Source organism: Leptospira bourretii (genome assembly GCF_004770145.1).
GTDB lineage: Bacteria > Spirochaetota > Leptospiria > Leptospirales > Leptospiraceae > Leptospira_A > Leptospira_A bourretii.
This window is the reverse complement of the sequence record NZ_RQFW01000018.1, coordinates 55,846-78,057: the sequence shown is the minus strand read 5'-3', so window position 1 is coordinate 78,057 and position 22,212 is coordinate 55,846. Positions and strand designations below refer to the sequence as shown.

Annotated in this window: 19 protein-coding genes; 13 read left to right on the top strand and 6 right to left on the bottom strand. The window is 39.7% G+C overall.

Going from position 1 to position 22,212, the window contains the following annotated elements:
* The first annotated feature begins 18 nt into the window (after nucleotides 1–18).
* Entirely contained in the window at nucleotides 19–705 is a 687-nt protein-coding gene (locus tag EHQ47_RS12360) for a hypothetical protein (RefSeq protein ID WP_004787724.1), read from the top strand.
* Here the strand turns inward: EHQ47_RS12360 and EHQ47_RS12355 are convergent, their stop codons facing one another.
* Entirely contained in the window at nucleotides 706–1,608 is a 903-nt protein-coding gene (locus EHQ47_RS12355; RefSeq protein WP_135749491.1) for an NAD(P)/FAD-dependent oxidoreductase, read from the bottom strand.
* A gap of 38 nt (nucleotides 1,609–1,646) precedes the next feature.
* Entirely contained in the window at nucleotides 1,647–4,181 is a 2,535-nt protein-coding gene (locus tag EHQ47_RS12350; RefSeq protein ID WP_135749492.1) for a cyclic nucleotide-binding domain-containing protein, read from the bottom strand.
* 88 nt (nucleotides 4,182–4,269) lie between these two features.
* Here EHQ47_RS12350 and aroA point away from each other — a divergent pair, with 88 nt between their 5' ends.
* The 4 genes from aroA (at nucleotide 4,270) to EHQ47_RS12330 (ending at nucleotide 9,207) form a co-directional block, all read left to right on the top strand.
* Entirely contained in the window at nucleotides 4,270–5,556 is a 1,287-nt protein-coding gene (gene aroA / locus EHQ47_RS12345) for a 3-phosphoshikimate 1-carboxyvinyltransferase (protein WP_135777274.1), read from the top strand.
* A gap of 246 nt (nucleotides 5,557–5,802) precedes the next feature.
* Nucleotides 5,803–6,936: a helix-turn-helix domain-containing protein gene (locus EHQ47_RS12340; RefSeq protein ID WP_135777273.1), complete on the top strand. Its 1,134-nt coding sequence runs from the start codon at nucleotides 5,803–5,805 to the stop codon at nucleotides 6,934–6,936.
* A gap of 124 nt (nucleotides 6,937–7,060) precedes the next feature.
* Complete coding sequence (locus EHQ47_RS12335) at nucleotides 7,061–7,486, top strand: hypothetical protein (protein WP_135777272.1); 426 nt, start codon at nucleotides 7,061–7,063, stop codon at nucleotides 7,484–7,486.
* Nucleotides 7,487–7,596: 110 nt separating this feature from the next.
* Nucleotides 7,597–9,207 (top strand): hypothetical protein, encoded by a 1,611-nt coding sequence (locus tag EHQ47_RS12330; RefSeq protein WP_135777271.1) that lies wholly within the window; start codon nucleotides 7,597–7,599, stop codon nucleotides 9,205–9,207.
* Here the strand turns inward: EHQ47_RS12330 and EHQ47_RS12325 are convergent.
* On the bottom strand, nucleotides 9,176–10,708 hold the full coding sequence (locus EHQ47_RS12325; protein WP_135777270.1) for a histidine kinase dimerization/phosphoacceptor domain -containing protein: 1,533 nt from the start codon (nucleotides 10,706–10,708) through the stop codon (nucleotides 9,176–9,178). The genes EHQ47_RS12330 and EHQ47_RS12325 overlap by 32 nt on opposite strands.
* A 143-nt stretch (nucleotides 10,709–10,851) precedes the next feature.
* Between EHQ47_RS12325 and cmk the strand changes: the two genes are divergently transcribed.
* The 7 genes from cmk (at nucleotide 10,852) to fabG (ending at nucleotide 16,826) form a co-directional block, all read left to right on the top strand.
* Nucleotides 10,852–11,604, top strand: a complete 753-nt coding sequence (gene cmk / locus EHQ47_RS12320; protein WP_135777269.1) for a (d)CMP kinase — start codon at nucleotides 10,852–10,854, stop codon at nucleotides 11,602–11,604.
* A gap of 20 nt (nucleotides 11,605–11,624) precedes the next feature.
* Entirely contained in the window at nucleotides 11,625–13,325 is a 1,701-nt protein-coding gene (locus tag EHQ47_RS12315) for a 30S ribosomal protein S1 (RefSeq protein WP_135749499.1), read from the top strand.
* A 4-nt stretch (nucleotides 13,326–13,329) separates the two neighbouring features.
* Nucleotides 13,330–14,076 carry a tetratricopeptide repeat protein gene (locus tag EHQ47_RS12310; protein WP_135749500.1) on the top strand — a complete coding sequence of 249 codons (747 nt, stop codon included), beginning with the start codon at nucleotides 13,330–13,332 and terminating at the stop codon, nucleotides 14,074–14,076.
* Nucleotides 14,077–14,079: 3 nt separating this feature from the next.
* Entirely contained in the window at nucleotides 14,080–14,694 is a 615-nt protein-coding gene (gene hisG / locus EHQ47_RS12305) for an ATP phosphoribosyltransferase (RefSeq protein WP_004785973.1), read from the top strand.
* A 67-nt stretch (nucleotides 14,695–14,761) separates the two neighbouring features.
* A complete protein-coding gene (gene rpmF / locus EHQ47_RS12300; protein WP_015679024.1) occupies nucleotides 14,762–14,962 on the top strand; it encodes a 50S ribosomal protein L32 in 201 nt (66 codons plus the stop codon).
* A 5-nt stretch (nucleotides 14,963–14,967) separates the two neighbouring features.
* Nucleotides 14,968–15,990, top strand: coding sequence for a phosphate acyltransferase PlsX (plsX, locus tag EHQ47_RS12295; protein WP_167483288.1), 1,023 nt, complete (start codon nucleotides 14,968–14,970; stop codon nucleotides 15,988–15,990).
* 74 nt (nucleotides 15,991–16,064) lie between these two features.
* Nucleotides 16,065–16,826, top strand: coding sequence for a 3-oxoacyl-ACP reductase FabG (gene fabG, locus EHQ47_RS12290; RefSeq protein WP_135749502.1), 762 nt, complete (start codon nucleotides 16,065–16,067; stop codon nucleotides 16,824–16,826).
* A gap of 128 nt (nucleotides 16,827–16,954) precedes the next feature.
* Here the strand turns inward: fabG and EHQ47_RS12285 are convergent, their stop codons facing one another.
* From EHQ47_RS12285 to EHQ47_RS12275, 3 genes are all read right to left on the bottom strand, one after another.
* On the bottom strand, nucleotides 16,955–18,079 hold the full coding sequence (locus tag EHQ47_RS12285; RefSeq protein WP_135777267.1) for a P-II family nitrogen regulator: 1,125 nt from the start codon (nucleotides 18,077–18,079) through the stop codon (nucleotides 16,955–16,957).
* 1 nt (nucleotide 18,080) lies between these two features.
* On the bottom strand, nucleotides 18,081–19,985 hold the full coding sequence (locus EHQ47_RS12280; protein ID WP_135777266.1) for a DUF1538 domain-containing protein: 1,905 nt from the start codon (nucleotides 19,983–19,985) through the stop codon (nucleotides 18,081–18,083).
* 99 nt (nucleotides 19,986–20,084) lie between these two features.
* The gene (locus EHQ47_RS12275) at nucleotides 20,085–21,578 is read right to left on the bottom strand and encodes a sulfurtransferase (RefSeq protein ID WP_135749505.1); all 1,494 of its coding nucleotides are present in this window, start codon (nucleotides 21,576–21,578) and stop codon (nucleotides 20,085–20,087) included.
* A 376-nt stretch (nucleotides 21,579–21,954) separates the two neighbouring features.
* Here EHQ47_RS12275 and acpP point away from each other — a divergent pair, with 376 nt between their 5' ends.
* Nucleotides 21,955–22,188: an acyl carrier protein gene (gene acpP, locus EHQ47_RS12270; RefSeq protein WP_002974954.1), complete on the top strand. Its 234-nt coding sequence runs from the start codon at nucleotides 21,955–21,957 to the stop codon at nucleotides 22,186–22,188.
* The last annotated feature ends 24 nt before the right edge of the window (nucleotides 22,189–22,212 follow it).

The following is a 22,212-nucleotide window of genomic DNA, read 5'->3' as shown; positions in this document are numbered from 1 at the left end:
TTTAGGCACCAAGCTTTCATGGAAGAAACAGACATCGGGAAACGCAAACGGGAAAATGTACTTAAGATTGGTTACTCAACCTTGGATGAAATCGAGGAAAAAGTAAAGGCCTTTCGAGTCATGAACCAAAATGCCGTGAAAAAGCGGTACCTCATCACGCGAGATCCCATCCTTGACCCCCAAGGAAAGGTTCTCCTAGCCAAAGCACAAGAAATCGATGTGTCAGCTGCAAAACTCCTTAGGCGCCATTTTAAGGGTGTGGATATGTTTAAGGTTTTCCAACCGGATGAGGGGCTTGTCATCATCTCCGATATGTCCACAATGGAAGGGGTTTCCTTTTCCATGGACATTGTGACCCAGATTATGAACTTAGGTGGTGGTGCTTACGAAGGGTTTATTGACCGTGTGGATAGTTTCGAGGACTTCATTGGACTACTCAAAAAAAACCTATTCCCTCGTATGATCATTGTGGGTTACCTTCCCAAAGAAAAAATCCAAAACGAAATCATCAATTTTGTAAAAGTCAAACGATTGGACAATTACCTTCGAACCTTGGAACTTACCCATTCTGTTTTTAAACCAACAGCGTATTTCCCAAAAATCAAACAGGTCAATATCTCCCAAGAAGACCCCAAATCCTGGGGACGTTTTGTGGTGGAGATTGTGAGAGAATACACAAGACCATATTTTGTAGAAGAAGTTTAGCTAAGACAAAATCATCGCACGGTTGAGCATAGCACCGGCGATGTTTCCCGAGTGGACAGCATTTGCCACCGAACGAAACATTGACGACATATCGCCGACTGCATACACGCCTGGAACATTCGTTTCATAAAAGTTTGTCACTTCTAGATGACCACTTGGTAATAGTTTACATCCAATTTCTTCAGGTAACTTAGAATGTTGTACCATTGGCAATCTGGTGTAGAGTGCTTCGATTTGATTCTCTTTTCCTGATTTTAATTTGATAGCAGAAATTTGGCCTTCTTGATGGACCAGGGCTTCTACCAAATCTGTAACAATTTTTATCCCTTCATTTTCTAATTTAGATTGTTCTTCTTTGGGAAACTGAATGGGACCATTGGTATATACTGTTAATTCTTCCGACCAATGTTTAAGAAATTTAGAATGTTCGAATACTCCCGGTTCGTTCATCCAAAGCCCAGTTTGGTTTCCAACATATTCATAACCATGGCAATACGGGCAATGGATGACAGATTTTCCCCAAGACTCGGCAAACCCCGGAATTCCCGGTAAAACATCTTTCAGACCAGTGGCAAAAATAATTTTTTCTGTCTGGATGGGAGAAAATCCATTTCCCTTTAATAAAAAACCTTCTTCCATTTTTTCGATTGTTCCTACTTCACCTAACTGAAGTTTGAAGTTTGGGTATTTTTTTAAATCATTAATTGCTTTTGTACGAATGGAATCAGGAGATTCTCCATCGTGGGTGATAAAGTTATGCGATGCGGGAGTGGTTTTGTTACAGGGCCTTTCAGAATCAAAAACTATGATTTTTCTAAGGGAACGAACAAGGGAAAGAGCGGCTGAAAGTCCCGAAAAACTTCCACCGATGATGGCTACTTCGACTGTTTGGATGGATTCCATAGATGCAATTATGTTGCATCTATGGAATTAAGCAAGGATTAAACTTCGTAAAACGTTAAATTCTCATAAAGTTCCTTGGGGAGATTCCCGCTGGCATCCATATACTTTTTGTATTTGTTTTCGAATTCTTTGTGTTGGCGTGTCCGAATGTTTTTGAATCGGTTGTGAAGTTCTGCATACGCCGGTTGCGAACTTACCTTTTCTCTGATATTTTTGTGGAAAGGGATATGACGATAGAAGATGGAACGCACCACTCGGTTGACCCTTTGTACTCCTTCTGCTTCATACCGAATCCACATGGAGTAGTCGTAAGCAAATTTATCCCTGTCCGTTCGGAAACGTTTGAATTCAGATGAAATTTTTTCTTTGAGTTCTGGTGAGAGGTCTTTGCTCTTTTTATAGAACTGCACATAATCCGTGTAATCTGCTGTGATGGAAGGAATTCCCACGTTGTTCCAGTCTGGACCCAAAATATTTTTACAAAGTTCCCAACGAAATGCTGCGATGGCTTCTAACATAAACGTTTTTAGGTCTCCGGTGACAAAGTGAGGAATACAAATTCTTCCTCTTGATTCTTTTGAACCGGCTCCACGAAAGACTGATAGGTCCTGCCACATCATAATCTTTGGTCCAATGGAAGGAACTAAGATAAAGTCAGGAATGATCGACCTTTGGACAAATTCGTTTTTGATACCAATTTCTTCGTTTCGGTAAATGACTTCTCGGTTGAAGGCAGTATAATCGACTCCTAAAATATATTGTAGGGCCTTTTCTACATCTTCTTTAGATACAAAACATTTTTCTAAAGGAATGGTAATATGGTATTTTGTTAAGATTGGAAAGTGGCTGGCAATATTACCAGACGTCAAACGAACGTTTGGCTCATACATGGAGGAGATTTCTGAACCAAGTCTTGCATCACCCGTATCATAATCAGGTGGAATGTCTTTTTCAGATTTGATTCCCGAATCTTTCAGATCCATTTTGAGTTTTTCAAAAAAAGTTTGTCCCAACTCATCCACAGAAGTTGGGACTTCTCTTGAATAAATTTTTTCTAGCCAATCGGTTCCGTAATGGATAGGAGCACTTGGGTTTCCCCCTCCTTGGTACAAACGACCAACAAGTTCAACAATATGGCCTTCATCCAAAAGGCTTTCATCAAAGTACCCATATCGTAACATGAGTTCAACGGCCTTCGGAGCTTGTTTACCAGCTTGTAACCATTTGGTGAAAGATTTTTTATACACTTCCCAATAAGTTTTTGCAATAGTCCTTCTGATTTTACGATTGTCTGGTTCTGGATCCAATGGATTTTTAAAGGATTTGAGTTTTACCATAAGAGTCGAAAACTCTTTTACAGCTTCTGGATCTGCTTGGGAATAGTTTAGGATTTGGCTTGCTGAATTTAAAAGTTCTACTTTGAGAGCTTTGGTATCGATTCCAGCGTGAATGGTTCCGCTACCTTGCGCACTTTCTTCTTTGTTTTTTCCTGCAGCAAGTTCATGGCCATATTTGTTTGTGAGTTCTGTCTGTTTGGTTTCTAGTTTGTCTAGATTGTTTCCAAGGGAAGCATAAGGAGAACCAAAAATTTGTTTGTATTCATCTAAAAGTGATTTTGATTTTTTAAGAGCCCATTCAGTAATCGGCAATAACACTGTAGATGGAATTGTAGAATATCCAGTGTTAAACAAATCCAATGTTAGGTTGAATTTTTCAACAAGGGCATTCTCTCCCACAAACATAGTGTTCATCATCTCAGAGAGTTCATTTGTTTCTTTGATTAGAATTTCGAACAACTCTCGATAGGTTTTAACATAACTTTCTGCGGCACTTTGAAGTAGGCTTGGATCGGACTCAAATAAGGCTTGTGAAATTTTTGGGTTCACCGAAAGAATTTTTCGAATAAAATGAAACTCGGCATCATTCCATTCTATGGATTCGCTATAATTACGTTCAAAAAATTCGCCATGGTCTTCTTCTAAAAAATTAACAGTTGGTTTGTCTGGTAAAATTCCTCCATGTTCTTGGAACCCAGCCAAGTTGTTTCGGATGAGTCTCATCACTGGATCAATGATGTTTTCATCTCGTGTGATGAGTGCCCCTGGACTGACATCTGAAAAGATAGAAGGATTTAAAATATAATACACTGCCCCCAAGTTGTCCATGGTCTGTTCAAACTTTGCAGCAAGGCCCTTGATCGATAACACTCGTTTGTAGAGTTCTCCAATTTCTTTGAGTAGAGTGCGAACGGCCATCACTCCTACAGAAACTTTGGAAGTAAGAGTTTTTTTGGCATTGGCCTGGTTCATCACATAAGTGGAAATCACACAGGAAGTTTTGGCTCGGATGGTATAGGGATAAGGTGTCCCTTCCAAGAGGGCAAAGATACCGGGAGTGAGATTGGCTCCGTCCAAACTGTAGAGAACGATGCTTGTATCTCCCAAAGTGGTTTCAATACGAACCGATCCTTCATGTAGGATGTTCATGGAAGTTGAGGCTTTGCCTCCAATGAAAAGGACTTCACCTGGATTGACTGGGATCTTTTGGTTATTTTTACTGGTATCTAGAGGCATTTGGTTGTTCGTTTTGCGAAACTTTGGTTTCCGTCAAAACCTACTAAAGAAGCACCAAATTGCAAAATACTTTTTAGAAAAATACATCATGTTGAAGCCCCAAATTAAATTAAGTGCAAAAAAAGAAATTTATGTCCCAGGAGATAAGTCCATCTCACATAGGTCGGTACTCTTTAGTGCACTCTCCCAAGGAAAATCGGAAATTCATGGTTTTTTAGAAGGAGAAGATCCCCTTCATACCTTAAATTGTTTTGCCAGTTTAGGGCTTTCGGTGGAGCCCTTAGGAAAAGGTAGTTATTCCGTACAAAGCCCAGGAAAACAGAACTTAAAATCTCCTACGGGTGTTCTGGATTTTGGGAATGCGGGAACGGGGATCCGCCTTTCTGCAGGACTTCTTGCCGGACTTCCACAGATCACTGCCACTCTAACAGGGGATGCCTCTCTTTGCAAACGCCCCATGGCAAGGATTATGAATCCACTTCGTGAAATGGGAGCAGACATTGTATCGGTCGAAGGGAATGATCGGGCTCCTCTTCGTGTGACGGGAAAACAACTCAAATCTTATTCTTATACAAGTCCGATTGCTTCGGCACAAATCAAAAGTGCTTTGGTGCTTGCGGCTCTTGCTTCTGAGATTTCTATTGAATACAAAGAGTCGGAAGTTTCCCGCGATCATACAGAAAATATGATCCGATTCCTCGGAGGAAACATCAAACACCATTCCCCAGTTCATTTTACGGTTGAGCCACCTTATCATTTTGAAGGGGCCAAGTTTGTGATCCCTGGAGATATTTCCAGTGCTGCCTTTTATATTGTTTTTGGACTTTGTGCGGGAGGGAGTGAACCTCTTCTCATTCGTAACATTGGACTCAATCCTTCACGAGTGGGAATCATCACAGTTCTTAGAAATATGGGTGGCAAAATTGAAGTCACCGCCAAACGACAAGAATGTGGTGAAGAAATCGGAGATTTACTTGTTTATCCTTCCCAATTAAAAAGGTCTGTGATTACAGAAGATTTGATTCCCTCCATCATCGATGAAATTCCAATCCTTACTATAGCTGGATTGTTTTCCGAAGGGGGATTCCAAATTTCTCATGCTGAAGAGCTTAGAGCAAAAGAATCTGATCGAATCCAATCGATGGTATCCAACTTAGAAAGACTTGGTGTGACAGTTATGGAGTCCAAAGATGGGTATGAATTTGGGGAAGTAAAAGAAATCAAAACCTCAGCGATTGAAACTTTTATGGACCATCGGATTGCTATGAGTTTTGCAATTCTCTCTAAACTTTCGGGCGTAGAACTAACGTTTGATGATACCAGTTGGGTAGATACCAGTTTCCCTGGATTTTTCGAAATTCTAAAATCATTCTGAAACAAATGATTTCGGATTTTGATTTGATCCAATCCATCTAAATCTAGGGATCAATTTAAACTCTAAAAAATCCGTTTCGATCGATTCGGACAAATTATGTTCGAATTGAATCTTAACTGTGTTCATTCATATGGAAAAATATTTCTGTTTCTTCTAGAATCAGTCATTAGTAATGATTGATCAATTCTACTTCTCGTCTAATTGTAACAATCAAGTGGTGCTTCGGCTTTTTAGCGTGGTATATGTATGGCTTCTCCCTTCCAATATTTCAGTGAATACTTAAATTTTTTCCTCCTGTTTTCCTCACTTCTCGGATTTCTATATGCAATCGGCGAATTTTTTAGTTATCATAAAAATAGAAAACAAATTCTTTTAGGAATCATCTTCCTTGGAACTAGTTACTTACTTTTTAACTTTTACCTAATCTCTTCTGGAAAAATTAAGGGACTTTATCCTTTATTCTTAACAGATTTACCCATTGTTGCCTGCCTTGGGGTCTTATTGGATGAATACTTTCTTATGATTCTGGAAGGAAAATTCCGATCTTTTCGAAGGCTTTCTTACAGGATTGTTCCCTTAACTTCGTTATTTGTTTTGATTGTTCTTTGGAATATTTGGAACAGATCCAACTACCAGGAAATCCAAGCCCTTGGTTTGAATCCATTTTTATCGAGACCTTTGTTTTTAGTTTTGCCCACCATTCTCATTTATATTTGGTGTTTGCTTCGGATTTTTAGAAGGATATCCAAACAAATTCGTTGGAGTACGTTGCGAAAAAATTACACATTACGAATTGGAATCCTCATAGTTGGATTTTGTTTGGCCTTATCGATTCATGGACTCATCACTTTGGCCAGAGGTGGACAAACCGCTCACCAATTGTCAGGGATTGCCATTGGATTTTTTTTGTGTTTTTTGTATGTATTGAGACAAACTTACCCGGATTTCTTTTTGGAAGTTCGCAAAATTGTAGAAGATGAAAAAAAGGCAAAGATCTCGCAGATTTCCAAACTAGACCACAAGGAAGTGCGAAACAAACTCGCGAGTTTATTTGAAAAAGAAAAGATCTACCGAGAAGAAAAACTAAGCCTTCGTGAATTAGCAGAAAGAGTGGACTTAAGTTCACACCAACTCTCTGAATTTTTAAATACGGAAATCAAACAAAGTTTTTACCAATATACAAATTTCTACCGAGTGAGTGAAGCAAAGGAAAAAATCGAAAAGGAACCAGACAGGTCCCTTCTTGCCATTGCCTATGATGTAGGATTTGGGTCCAAATCTACCTTCAATGAAGCCTTCAAAAAAGAAACGGGGACCACTCCAAGAGAATATAGAGAAAAAATTCTGAAAAAACATCCAGTTCGATCCAGTCGGTCGTAGTTTTCAATCCAATTCGATCGATCCAGACGATCTGGATTCTTTTTCGTAGTAGGATGGATTCAAGTTTGAGAGGGGAGTTCAAAGAAATCCCACTAAGAACAAATTTGATTCAAAGGATAACCCCATGAAAAAGAAAATCAGTTTAGTACTCGCTATCGCGTTTGCCACTCAAGCAGCATTTGCAGCACCCGCTAACCAAATGAGCGTAAAGGAAGCAGCGAAAATATTAGTAACCAATGGAATGACAAACAAAGAAGCTCATGAGTATCTAAAAGCTCATATCACTCCGCAAGAGTTTGTAAGAATCAGTAGAGAAATTAAAAATGCTGAATTCGCAGGAACTCTTGACCAAGATTTAGAAGGAATTGTTTCTTCTATTCAATTGAAACAATCTACAGGTAACTACTTACACGGAACAAACTTCAGAGTTTTTGAAAACGTTTTAGCTTCTGTGACTGTAGTCGCTGTTGTTGGTTTGGTCATTCATAGTGGTGGATTTGGTAACGTGGTATCTGGCGGAATGTATGATTCCGTAGGACTTGGGTTCTAATCCATTTATCAGACATTAAAACAAATTTAATGATCTTGTTTCTATCCACTCTTGGTGGCAAAAAGAAACAAGATCCCTTTTTTTAACAACAGAACCATAGAGTATAAAAAATGAAGAGTTTAGAGTTTCATAAAAATCAATGGAAACAAAAAGGTTACATCTTACTTTCTCTTTTTACATTCCTCTTCGGTGTGAACCTATCAGCAGAAGTAAAAAAAGAAAACCAAGTATTGGATTGGGATGGGAACCGTAAACAGTTTGTCCATAAGAATATATCAATTGAAGACCTAGGTCTCAAATCCAAAACAAATTATATATTAGAAAATTTTTCCATTTATTCTAAGTTAGAACAAGAGCCAATTCCACTGGAACAAGTAGAAGGAAATTTGAAGTTACTGACGTTAGGATTCCAACTTCGGAAAATCGAATCTAGATTTAAAACAATCGTAACAAACGCTGGAATAAAAGATAAAATTACAGAATTTAATCCCAAGGTTCGAATCCGAGTGGATGCCCCATTTGCTTATTCACCTACGGATTATTATGATTCCAAAGTTTCATTAAAAAACACTGCTTTGACCATCCCACCAGCTGAATCCAATGGAACTTGGAACAGTGAGTTGTGGTTTGCTCCTAAATGGGATTTACCTGTTTTTGGAACATTTGCATTTGAACGAATCATTGATACAGCTTCTTGTCCTGATGCCATCTATCACGAATACACTCATTTGATCACAGGAAAATATCTTGGGAACAATGCCATAGGTCGTTCCCTTGCAGAAGGGATATCTGATTATTATGCTGCATCTCTTTTGGATCATCCTGAATTGTATACGCACAAAACTTGTGAGGCAGTCAAACGCCAACTGATTGTATCTGCGTTTCGATTGGATAAAGAAATTGGAATTTATGACGCAAACATTGAATCTGATTTTAAAAAAGATTTTGCCTTTATTCCTTCTTTGTTATGGCAGTATCGGGCTTTGGTGGGAAGTGAGTTAGCAGATGTAACCATTTTTCAGGCAATTGCAAAAACTAGTGCAGGAGATCGTTTTTTCCCGGAGTTTATCAATACACTTTCTGACTCTCTCTTTACTGAAGTAAAAAAGAGAAATGGAGAAGAACAAGCAAAATCATTGGCCATACAACTAGAAACAAAAGTTTGGATTCCACATGGAGTGTATTCGAAATTAAGCAAAAACCAGTCTGTATTTTCTGTATTTCCAAAATCATCGATTCGGCTTTCCAATTCAGATGAAAAGTCAAATGAGTTTTGCGGCCAAAAGAATGAATTAGAATTTTATTGGAAGGAAGTGAATTTAGAAGAACCTACACTAAGATTCTATTGGAATTGTAATTCAGTTAAACTCCCACTCATCATCCAGATGGATCAAACAAACCCAATGAATTATTTGTTTTCTTCTAACTTACATTTTTTGAACGGGAAGTTGAAATTTGCCAGCCAAAATGCAGACAAAGTAAACCCTAAACTTTCAGCAGAAAATCAAGTTTTATACCTTCAGATGGTCAATTACGTTAAGGATAACTATTTTTACCGTAAAACAATGGAGAAGGAAGTGAGATTGTATTTGGATGGAGGTAATGATGCCAGCCATATTGACACCATCCGTATGGAATTTGCTTATTTAGGTAATTCCAAAAAAAGATTTCGATACACTTTCCCCGCAGTTAAGGATGGGTTTTATGGATCGGGAATTTGATTTTATATTCTGCACCAGAAGCACCTTGAAAGGTAAGTAAACCATTCAGTTGTTTGGTTAACATAGACACTAAGGTCAATCCAAAACCCAGTTTATCTGGGTTTGATATTTCTGGATCAAATCCTTTTCCGTTGTCACTGATGAGTAAAAAGAAATTTTCTTCTTCTGCCCAAACTTTGATTTTAATTTCCAACTCTTTGGAAGAATCTCTTGCATACTTTAAACTATTGGTGAGCAGTTCGTTTGTAATGATGCCAATGGCTTGGAGTTGTTCTGCGGACAATTGGAGACTATCAATTTCAGTAATCAGTTTTACTGGGTAAGGAAATAAAGAAATAATTTCCCCTGATAAAGGGATTAGATATTCATCTAAAAGTAATTCGTGAAATGCTTTCCCCAAGTACAATTTGTCGTAGAGAAGGGACATTGTTTTGATACGACTGGTTGCATCCTTTAATGAGTTTCGGATTTCTTCGTTTTCCTGTGATCCTGCTTGTAAATCCAAAAGATTATAAAGAATGGTCATATTGTTTTTGATCCGATGGTGGACCTCTCGTAAAATCATTTCCTTTTCCGAAAGTAGGGACTTAACTTTTTCTTCAGCGATTTTTCTTTCTGTGACATCATGAACGATGGAAAAAAGAAGATGGCGGTTGCTTGTTTCAATTGGAGTGGAATAAACTTCTACTTGTTTGATGGCTCCACTGGCAAGTTTATGCGAAAAAGCAAAATAACTTCTCTCTTCTGCCAGTGCACGCAGCCTTTCTGCTTTTACTTCTTCAGGAGGTAAAATATTGATTTCTTCAATTTTCATCTTTGTCAAAACTTCATGAGGATATCCATAGAATTGAACTGCTGTTTGGTTAGCGTTAATGATGTCCCCGGAGTTTGGTTCAATGATGAGCATTACAGATGAATTTTTTTCAAAAAAATCGCGAAACCTTCTTTCACTTTCTGTTAGTTTTTCGGAAACAATCGATTTTTCGATCGCGATGCTCACAAGATCAGCTGTTTCTGTAATGATAAAGATATCAAATTCTGTAGGGCTTGCAACTTCATGATGGTAAATGGCAAATGTACCAATCACTTCGTTTGTATGGGAACGGATGGGTTCAGACCAACAAGAGGATAGACCCACACTCAATGCTATGTCTTTATAATTTTTCCATAAAGGACTTGTTCCTATATCTTCTACCACAACTCGTTTGCCAGTGTATGCCGCTGTGCCACAAGAACCGGCCTCAGGTCCGATGGTGACTCCTTCAATGGAATCGTTATAAATTTTGGGAAGAGAAGGGGCCGCTCCAATTTTAATTTTAGAATTTTCGATGAGAACAACTGTACAAAGCATTGTGGGATTTAAAGTTTCAATTCCCAATACAATTTCGGTTAGTACATTAGTGAGCGGAGCATTTCCTACTATGAGTTCTAAAATCCCACTTCGATAACATTCAAAGTCGGCAATTCGTTCTGGATCAAGATTGCGATTTCTAAGCTTCACGAACATCCCGCCTGAGTGTCGCTACGCTAGGGAGGAAAATTTTGATGTCAAGGGAAAATCGTTTACCGTCGGTTAGCCTTTCTTCCCATTCAGAATTCCTCTGGACGAAATCAATTCCTGTTCTAGTTTTAGAATATAAAACCATGAGTCTCTCGAACATAGAAAAAGTCATTGCCATAGACGGGCCTGCCGGCTCCGGAAAAAGTACACTTGCACGAATGATCGCCCATAAAATCGGGTATCTTTACTTGGATTCGGGTGCTTATTATCGTGCGTTAACGCTTGCTATATGGGAAAAGTTTTTGGAAACAAAAGAGGATGAGTCTAAGTTTCCGTTTTATACAGAAAAACTAGCAGACGCCACCCTTTTAGAAAAGGACGAAGTAGAATTCGGTTTTTCTGTGGCTAAAATTCCCGTACATTGTGAACTTTCTTCCACGGGGGAAAATTTAATGTTCCTAGGTGGAAGGGACATAAGTTTGGAAATCCGCGATCCAGAGATTACAAAAAAGATTCGTTACATTGCCCCTAGGCGAGCATTTCGCGAAATTATCAACCACCACATCCGAGAATTTGCAAAAACCCACCAATTGGTGATGGATGGTCGAGACATTGGGACAGAAGTTTTTCCCAAATCCAAATTTAAATTTTTTCTGACCGCCTCTGTGGAAGTGCGGGCCAAACGCCGATACGATGAATTAGTAACAAAAGGCTTCAAAGCCGACCTAAACCACATCAAAGAAGAGATTGTGGCAAGGGATGAAAGTGACACCACCCGCACTGTGGCTCCCCTGAAGCAGGCTTCCGACGCAATCCTGATTGACACGAGCACCCTCGACACGGAAACTGTCCTAAATACTATCCTGTCCAAGGTTTCATCCTCTGGGCAAATCTAGGTTTTGTATCCCGGTAACCATTGAATTCAACCAACCCATCCTCCCCCAAAAATGAGACCACTTCCTTCGGCGAATTATTAGAGAAGTGGGAATCGCAGTCACAAGCACAAGAACAAGAAAACTCCGCAGGAAAAGGTACCCTCATCGAAGGGACTGTAGTCGATGTCATTGGTGACACTGTTTTCCTTGATATTGGAGAAAAATTGGAAGCTCGTGTCTCACGTGAAGACTTTTCTGAAACGCCAAAACGCGGTGAAAAAGTCAGTGCGATCATCAAAAAGCGGGTCGATGGATATTGTGTCCTTTCCAAAAAAGAAGCGGACCAACGAGTCGGTTGGGAAACCATCAAAGATGCAAGCCAAAACGGATATCCACTCTCCGGTAAAATTGTCGGTGAAGTCAAAAACAAAGGATACCTAGTTGAAAGTGAAGGCATTCAACTTTTCCTTCCTGCCTCTCACGTAGGGGTCCGTTTCAAAGAATCCACAGAAGGTGGAAAAGAGTTTTCATTCAAAATCATTGAACTCAACGAAAAAACAAGAACCGGCGTGGTTTCTCGTAAAACACTCCTCGACGAAATCAACGGCGAGAAGTGGGAAGAACTCCTCGGCAAAGTAAAAGTTGGGGACAAAGTGAACGGTAAGGTTGTGAAAATTGCCAATTTTGGTGTTTTCCTTTCTGTTTACGAAGTGGTCGGACTTCTCCGCCAAAACGATATTTCTTACAAAAAATTTGCTCCTTTCAAACAATACTTCAACATCGGTGCCGAAGTGGAAGTAGTTGTTCTGGAAGTTGATAAAGAGAACAATAAACTTTCTCTTGGAATCAAACAACTTTACGAAGATCCTTGGATTTGGGCAAAGAAAGAACTCGAAAAAGGAATGGTGGTTCGCGGAATCGTAACCTCCCTTACCAACTTTGGTGCTTTCGTGGAACTCAAAGAGGGACTCGAAGGTCTGATTCACACCACTGAACTTTCTTGGGCCAAAAAACCACCTCATCCAAAAGATGTTTTGAAAAAAGGCCAAGAAGTTGACTCTGAAATTTTAGACATTGATTTCGAAGCAAGACGTTTGTCTCTCGGACTCAAACAACTCCTTCCTAACCCTTGGGAAGCGCTTTCTGCTAACGTTCGTGCCGGAAACGTACTCGAAGGTAAAATCACAGGGATCACTAAATACGGTGCTTTCGTTGAAGTAGAAAGTGGAATCGAAGGACTCATTCATATCTCTGACATCACTTGGGATGAAAAAGAAAAGAACCCATTAAACCTCCTTAAAAAAGGCCAATCGGTTCAATACAAAATCCTAGATGTAAACTTAGATGCACAACGAATCAGCTGTGGATTAAAACAACTTTCTGAACATCCATACGAAGCTCTTCGCAAAAAATACCCACCGGGTACTCTTGTAGAAGGTCGTGTGAAATCGATTGTTAGTTTTGGTGTTTTCGTAGAAGTAGAACCAGGTTATGAAGGCCTAGTTCATATCTCTGAAATCCCAGATGGTCGTAACATTAAGTTAGAAGATCTTTACAAAGTGGGTGATTCTGTTCGCACAGTTGTAGTCAAAATCGAACCTAACAATAAGAAAATTTCTCTCTCTATCAAAGACTTTGATAAAGCAGTAGAACGTGAAGAGATGGCAAAATACATGAAGGAAGACAACCAACCTTCACGTGAATCCATCGGTTCTTTTATGAATTTAAACCAAAACCGATAGGTCCATGGATAAGTTTCATAAAAAAAACCAAATCGAACACAAAAAACAAGCAGAACTCATCCAAAAGGATGAGTTCGCTGATTTTGAAGGTTCTAAAGCTGAACTCGCATTTTTAAAGTTCACACATTTTTTAGCACGCAATCGTAAGTCTGTTTTTATCAGTCTTGCATCCGCCATTGTTGTGTTAGCTGTTGTCATTGGATTTTTCGAATATAGAGCTTATCTTTTTGAAAAAGAAACGGTAACACTTGAGGATTTGAAACTCACCCACCAAAAATCGAAAGTGGGTCTCGATGTTCAGATCCAAAGTTTAGAAGCTTTTTTACAAAACCAAAGTACCGGAAAGATGGAACTTCGAGTTTGGAAAGATCTTTCAAAACTGTATGCTGAAAAAGGGGAATTCGGAAAAGCTGCCGGATACTTAGAAGACGCCGCTAAAAAAATTGATACTCCCAAAGAAATCAAAGCACTTTATTTTTACGTTGCTGGGAACTACAGAGAACGTGAAAAAAATAATGCCAAGTCATTAGAAAACTATAAGATTGCAGCTACGGTGATCGAACCAGCAAGAGAACTCAATGGATTTAAAGCATGGTCTAATTACCAAGCAGGTCGTTTGTCTTACCTTAACGGAGATAAGGCGGGTGCCAAAGAGTATCTTGAAAAAGCAGTCAAACTAGATGTGGCAGAATCTGGGGAAGATGTAAAACTTCTCTCTAGTTATTTACTCCTCAAACTCGGGAAAAACTAACCTATGTTAACTTTGGCTCTTCCGAAAGGTAGGCTTGCCGAAGAAACTGCGGATCTTTTGTTATCCAAAGGATGGTTAAAAACTCTGCCATCCGAGGGTTCCAAAGAACTCACCTTTGTCTCGGAAGACAAACGCCTCCGTCTTTTATTTGTCAGATCCCAAGATGTTTGCACCTATGTGGAAGAAGCAGCCGCTGATGCCGGCATTGTGGGCTGGGACATCCTCCGAGAAGGGGGATTTGATCTCATTGCTCCAGTGGATTTGAAACTAGGGGCTTGTCGTCTCTCTCTTGCCTCATTCCCTGACTTTGATTTATTTGCCAAACGCTCCAAAGTGCGAGTGGCGACCAAATACCCCAACCTAACTCGGGAATATTTTTTTTCCAAAGGGATTTCCTGCGAAATCATCAAACTTTATGGTTCGATTGAACTGGCACCGATTGTAGGTCTATCTGACTGTATCGTGGACTTAGTATCCACTGGTGGGACTCTCAAAGCCAATGGTCTCAAGGAATTTGAGTCGATTTTATACAGTACAGCCCGTTTTGTCTGCAATCGTTCCTCTTTTTATCACAAACACACCGAATTACGGTCTCTTATCGAGAGCCTAGAAAATTAAAATATTGTTTTCACATTGGTTTTCCAAAACATAGTAAAAACCAGTTATAATTCCATAGAGGATAGCCATGGCAGTCCCAAAGAGACGTAAATCAAAATCGAAAGTTAGAACGAAAAGAGCCCATCACGCGATTGGCAAACCTAACTTAAACCCGTGTTCCAATTGTGGATCATTTGTTCTATCCCACCGTGTTTGCCCTTATTGCGGTTTTTATAAGGGAAAACTCGTAGTCGCTCAAAAAGTTAAAAAAACGACCGAAGATAACTAACCATTATGTGGGTCGCCGTGGACGCGATGAGCGGAGATTACGGCCCTGAAGGTATCGTCGAGGGCGCGGTACTGGCAGTTCGAGAATTCGGGCTGTCTGTGTATCTCGTTGGAGACGAACAAGAGTTACTCGATATCCTGTTAAAATTTGATTATGACACTGAAAAAATCCGTGTCATTCATTCTACCGAAATCATTGGTATGAATGATTCTCCTTCGATAGCAGTACGCGCTATGGAGGATTCTTCCGTAGTCAAAGCAGTTCGTTTGGTAGCAGATAAAGAATGTATCGGTGTGTTTTCTCCGGGAAACACAGGTGCTACTATGGCCGCCGCATTGTTACACCTTGGCCGCCTACCTGGCGTTTTGCGCCCACCCATTGCTGCGCATATTCCAAGAGAGGAAGGGCCACCTGTACTTCTGTTAGATGCTGGTGCAAACGTAGACTGTAAACCCGAATACTTAGCTCAGTTTGCTGTGATGGGTGAAATCTATTCTCGTGAACTTTTTGGAATCCAAAATCCTAAGGTTGGTATTCTTTCCAATGGGGAAGAAGACAAAAAAGGAAATACGGTTTCTGTCAAAACCTTTGATCTCTTAAAAAAAATACCATTTAACTTCGTCGGAAACGTGGAAGGTCGTGATCTTTATGGCGGTGGCCGTGAAGTAGACGTTGTTGTTTGTGATGGTTTTATTGGGAACATTGTTCTCAAAGCAACAGAAGGTCTTGCAAAATCTATTTTTAATGTTTTAAAAAATTCCATCAGACAATCCAGTCTTGCACAAACTGGTGCCTTACTTTTAAAATCAACATTTAACGCTGTGAAAAAACGTTTAGACTATGCGGAATATGGCGGTGCGCTTCTACTCGGTGTAGAAGGGATTTGTATGATTGGGCATGGTTCTTCCAATGCATTGGCAGTTAAAAATGCAGTCAGAGTCATTTCAGAGTGCGCCAAACACGGAATCAACGATAGAATTCGAACAAGACTGAGTGAATACAAAACGATTCTTAGTGATTCGGTTTAAATAGAAGGATTCATTTTAATAGATTTTAGATTTAAAAATGTTTTTAGGAATTAGAAAAAAAGAGGAAAAACCAAATGATTAGTTTATCAGGAAAAACAGCCATCGTAACAGGTGGAGCAAGAGGAATTGGAAAAGCAACTTGTTTGAAACTTGCTTCTCTTGGAGCCAATATCGTTGTAGCGGATATGAACCCAGAAGCAACGAATGCCACTGCGGAAGAATTAAAATCAAAAGGTTACAAAGCAATCGCAGTTGTCGCAAACGTTTCTGTTGAAGAAGATGCTCAAAAACTAATTGATTCTGCAAAAAAAGAATTTGGATCTGTTGATATCCTAGTGAACAACGCAGGGATCACTCGTGACACTCTCCTCATGAGAATGAAAAAAGAACAATGGGATTCTGTGATTGCAGTAAACCTAACTGGAACTTATCTCTGTACACAAGCTGCCATCAAAGTCATGATGAAACAAGAAAATGGTGGATCGATCATCAACCTTTCTTCTATTTCTGGTGAAAATGGAAACATTGGACAAACAAACTACTCGGCATCCAAAGCAGGTGTGATTGGTTTTACAAAAGCAGTAGCTCTTGAGATGGCTTCTAGAAAGGTTCGTTGTAACGCAATTGCTCCAGGATTTATCGCAACTGAAATGACAGAAGCAATCCCTGAAAACATCAGACATGGTATGGTGCAAGCAATTCCACTCAAACGTGCTGGTTTACCAGAAGATATCGCAAACGGAATCGCATTCCTTGCATCTGATGCATCTTCTTTTATCACAGGACATATCCTTGATATTAATGGTGGTGGATTTTTACCAGGTGGCGGTCACTAAGATTTAGGAAATAAGACGTTGGTCAGTTTTCCTTCAGATTGATTGAAGACTGATCTTAAGTTTACCACCTTACCATCTTTTGGTGATAGTAGATCCCCTGATTTCGATACTTCGAGATGAGGGGATTTTTATTTTCTTTTACCGAGTTTCGATTGGTAAGAGAAGGCTCTTGGGATTTCGATTGTGTAAACAATCCCTTCTGTTTCTTCTCCGAAAAATCCAGTTTCTTCCAATAAGCTAAGTACTTCTGAAAGATTTTTTTTAGGGATCAGAATATTGGCTACCTCTCTTGCTGGTGTAAATGCATTTTTTTCATTTTGGGAATGAACCAATTTGTTGAGGGAGATTGTGGAACTGGAAACTCCCACTTTTCGTAGATTGGCAAGAGTGGATTCAATAGATTCCTCTTTGCAGTTGATGACAACATTCACCCCTTCAAAATAATTTCTATGACGAGCCGATTGTCTAAATTGATTGGATTTTTTTCTCCATTCCATATTTCCGTATAACTGGTCTAATGCGGAAATGATTTGGTCCATACTGGCTGCTTGTTTGGGTCCTTCCAAACTGACTTTTGTATTGAGTAAACCTCGGCCAATTGGGAATTCAAAAATAAATCCTCTGCCTGGTAAATCCAATCGCCCCACCTCGATGATAAAGTCCATCGCATGTTCCGCATCCGATGAGTGGACAACTAATTTTAAAATTTCTTTTTCTTTTGGAATTGTGATTCTTAAAAGTCCCAACTGATCCCGTAATCCTGTCCCTGTTCCATAACTAATGGTAGGAACGGCCACACCGTTTTGCAGAATCAAACGAGCTATAGGTTCTGCTGACCCGCGAGGTAAAATACAAAAAATTCCAGTGAGTCCTGAAAAACCAATGGTTTTGGTTTTTTCTTCCGTTGTGACAATGTAGTCGGCTGGGAGAGGACTGTGGAATTCAATCGTCTCTGAATACACACTGCCGTGACCTGGGATGTTTAGTTCTGCTGCATCTCGGAAAAGCGAAAGTAAAAAGTTTTCAGTAGAGGCCTCACAGGAAACTTCAAAGATCGTAACCGGCGTATCAATGATAGAATGGTTTTGGTAAAAATCAAAAAGAAGCCAACCTCGTTTGGCAAGGACTGGATACCTGCCTGGTTCCATATGGAAATAGTGGATATTATTTCGTTTTAAGGCGGAAACAACGAGGTCGGTTAAATCTCTATGTACGATTGCAGTGATTCGTATCGCTTTTTGTTTAAAATGCATTTTATTTCTCTTTTAGTTCTGAATCACGTAACGAAAGTTTGCGGGAGTTCTCAACAATCATACCCATAATCAAAACAGATAAGATGGGAAAAGCAGATGCGGCTGCTAAAATTCCAAATCCATCGACAGTTCCCATTTGGTTGCCGATCCCAAGTCCCATGGCGATGATTAGTGGAACAGTGATGGGGCCTGTGGTCACTCCAGCGCTATCCCAGGCTATATCAATAAATTCTGATTTGCTAAATGTATTTAAAAAAAGAAGTAAAAGATAAATGGGAACAACAATCCAAACCAAAGGAATTTCTAATAAAATTTTTAACATACCAAGGAGAGTTCCAAGTCCCACTCCCACCGCCACAGATTGAATTAATAAAGATTTTCGAAAAGTACCAACGGTTGTTTCTTCTACAGTATTTCCTAGGGCAGATAATGCTGGTTCGGCGAGTGTTGCGCTATATCCCAAAAAGAAAGCAAATACAAGAACTACTAAGTAACCTAATAAATTGTCTTCTTTCCCAAAAATTGGTCCGTGGATGGGAACATATTCATACACTTTGTTTTTTTGATTCCAGTTTTCTTCATGGTATGGGATTCCTGTATAGGATTTTCTTTCTTTTAGATAAAAGAACTTTTCTTCTTTTCCATCTTCGTTGACGGCTTTCAAAACAGATTTTGGGTTAAAGTTAGGAATAAATTTTGTGGAGTCGATGAGTTCAATGGAACGAAACGTGGATGGAAGTTTCCCACCGACTTGGTCTCCCAGTTTATTTAATCCGAAGATGATCCCAAAGTTAAAAATGCTAAGACCAATGATAGAAAATCCAATCCCCAAAAAAACTTCTTCGGGGTAGGATATTTTTTCTTTAAGAATTAATCCTAAAAACAAAAGTAAAAAAATTGATAAAGGTAAAATGGCCCGGATTGCTAATTCAAAAGCATCAAAAATATTTTCTTTTGCCTTTATGAAAAATTCAGGTGGGCTAATTTTTTTTGGCAGAGATACTTCTTTTGTGGAAGGGACTTTGTATGAATCACCAAGCAGAAGTTTGGCTTCTTCTAATTTGATTCCTTGTTTAAAAAATACTTCTTCCGGCATTGGTTTGGGTAGTTTTCCAGAAAAATACATTCCTACTAAAAACACAGAGAGGATGGGAAAAAGAGAAGCAAGAGTCACGACTCCATAAGCACTACTCTGGTCATTTTTTTCTGCTACCTTGGAAATCCCAATTCCCAGCGCCACAACCAGTGGGACAGTGACCGGTCCCGTTGTCACAGCTCCCGAATCCCAAGCAAGGCCAGATATAAATTTTAAATTTTCATCAAAGTATGCATAGATACTTACACCTAACAGAATCACTATGGTTGGCACAAGGATTCGCATTAAAGAAAATCCAAATAAAAATCGTAACATACCAAAGACAACGGAGATCCCAACCCCTATGGCAATGGAAAGGTAAAGATAAAAAGACCCTTCGTTTAACAAAAAATAGAGTAGTGGAGCATCCCAAGGCGCCACCTTACTCCCACAGGCACGAAGGATGGTGATGGCTGGCTCTGCCAGTGTGGCACCAACTCCCATCAATATGGAAAAAAGGATGATGCTAAAAATTCCTAATTTCTGTGGAAGGCGAAGTCCCAATGCCTCACCCAAGGGCATGAGACCCAAAAACAGTCCTTCCAAAAAGAAAGCCAAACCAAGGACTACTGCAGAGATTCCCAAGGCAATTAGACCTGCTTCTTTGATGGGAATTCGCAAAATGAATAATTGAAAGAGAGCAAGATACAGAACAATCCAGATGACGGCTTTGATTTGGTCCCAAATTTTTTTTTGAAAGTAGGGGAGGATTAAGGTAATGGTCTCACGAAACCCAATGTGGATGGATTCTTCTTTTTCGTTCCTTGCCATAAATACAAACTGACTAGGAAAAACTTTCTTGGAAAGGGAATTTCTAAAAGATTGTCTCCCTACTTTCGCAGGGAGACGAAGTGTAAACTGGGAAAGAGATTAGTACTTATAAGCCTTATCTTCTTGGATGAATTTTTTTGTAGTCGTTGCCGTGAGATTTACAACAGGGCGAACCACATGTGTTGGTTCATTGTACCAAAGAAAAGTTGATACATTGGAAGTATCCGTTCTCCATTTGAAGTCTGCAGGCACTTGGTTGATGGAATTGGTTCCATGTCCCGCTACTAGAGCCGTCCATTCCACGAGAGATCCATCATAATAGACTGTTGGGTATCCAAGGATATTCAACGAGGCAAATCCATTGACCTGGGCTTCAAAGTTTGTACGGCATTGGCTGACAATGGTGGTTCCTGGTGAGTAAACAGCTCTTGTTGTATCAAACAATGTTTTGATGGCTGCTTTGTCTAAGAATTCATATCCATCCGCATTGTCTTTGAGTAGGTCGGCCCATGGAAATGTTTTGGAAGATTTGATATTCCCTTCGAAAGGGACAAAGGTTTGGTTGCCTGCACTGGCAGAAGGGGCACCTGATGATTGAAAGGAAGTTGTGATGTAGGCTTGGTTTCCTGGATTTGTTAGAAGTGCATTTCGTGCTACGTTTAAACCATCCGCAGTCCCATTGTATTGTGTGGCTGGCCTTGCATCAATAATCTGTTGTTTGGCGGTAAGGCCAGGAAGATTTGCGGTCCCGCCAGTTTTTGCAATCTCGTAAATATCTTCCAATCCAAGGGTAAGCACAGTATTATCAACTCGTAGTTGTTTCACTGAAAATCCAGCATTCCTTTCTAAGTTGATTCCTGACCGACTTGCAGAAAGAGGAATCCCTGCACCAGTTGCTTTTTTGTTCAGGTTTCCATTGAGAATTGCCAAGTTTTTGATATCGGCTCCCCAATAACGTAACCAATATACCGCTCTTGTTACATCTTGTACGGCACCGGCTCCCACTGCTTTTGCTGGATAAGCTCCTGCTGTGATTCCATTCCCTGTACCAACAGTAAAAACAACTAAGTCTTTAGAGAGATTGATTCCAAAAGTTTTTAGCCAATCATCTACAAACTGTCCATTTGCTTGGTAACGAACGGAGTTGGAGAATAGGCCCGTGTCTCTTGTTTGGTTGAAACGGAATCCTCCACTTGGTAAATCGACAGTTTTATAATCATCTAATAGGTATACGTAGACACCTTGGCTTGGATTTTCAGTTATGTATGGGGAAGCAGCACCTCCCGCTACACGATCAGCTGCATCTGTTTGTAAGATGATGAGGTTTCCTGTGATGTGGCTTGGTTTGTTTGTCTGCCAATTGTTTACAAATCGGGCCAAAGTTTGCGGAGTGATGAGTCCCCAATTGTTTTGATTGTAGTCCGCTGCCGATTCGTTCACTAAATCGGCGGCTGTATTCACTTTCACTTGGTTTGCGGCAAAGAGAAGTAGGCCTGCGAGTAGTGTGTTATTGTCTTCTTTCTTTTCTGCACAAGATACCGAGAAGGAAAGTAGGAGGAAAGTGGTGAATAGTTGGATCCATTTTTGAGTCATGGAATTCTCCTTTATTTATTTTCTTGGGATTGTTTTCGCAAAGGGGAGGGATTGGGGGAAGTTAATTCCATTATAACAGAAAGTAAATCTGCTAAAATGGAGCAAAGCATTGGAAATCGGGTCAGGATTTTGGAAATGTCTGGGTCCTTTGGGTGTGGACTCGGTTTTCTGAACAAAACGCAAGAATTTTCCTGAAGTTAATTTGCGTTAGGTGATGTTAGAATGATGTCAAAGGTTTCAAGAGGAAAATAATCTATTTAGACTTGCCAAAAATTCCGACAATTTCATTTTAAAAAAACGCTAGGCGTACATATATACCTGGCGGAAAACGATTTAACACTTGCCCCACTGTTCACAGTGGCCTGGAGGATATAAAATGGCAGATTTCGAAAAAATTAAGTCAATCATCGTAGAACAACTTGGTGTTGATGAGTCAGAAGTTACACCTGAAGCTCACTTCATCAATGATCTTGGTGCTGACTCTCTTGATACAGTTGAGCTAGTAATGGCTCTTGAAGAAGAGTTTGGTGTGGAAATTTCTGACGAAGACGCAGAAAAAATCCAAACCGTAGGCGATGTAATTAAATTCATCGATAAACTTAAGGGGTAATTCCCAATCCAAAAACCGGGTTCC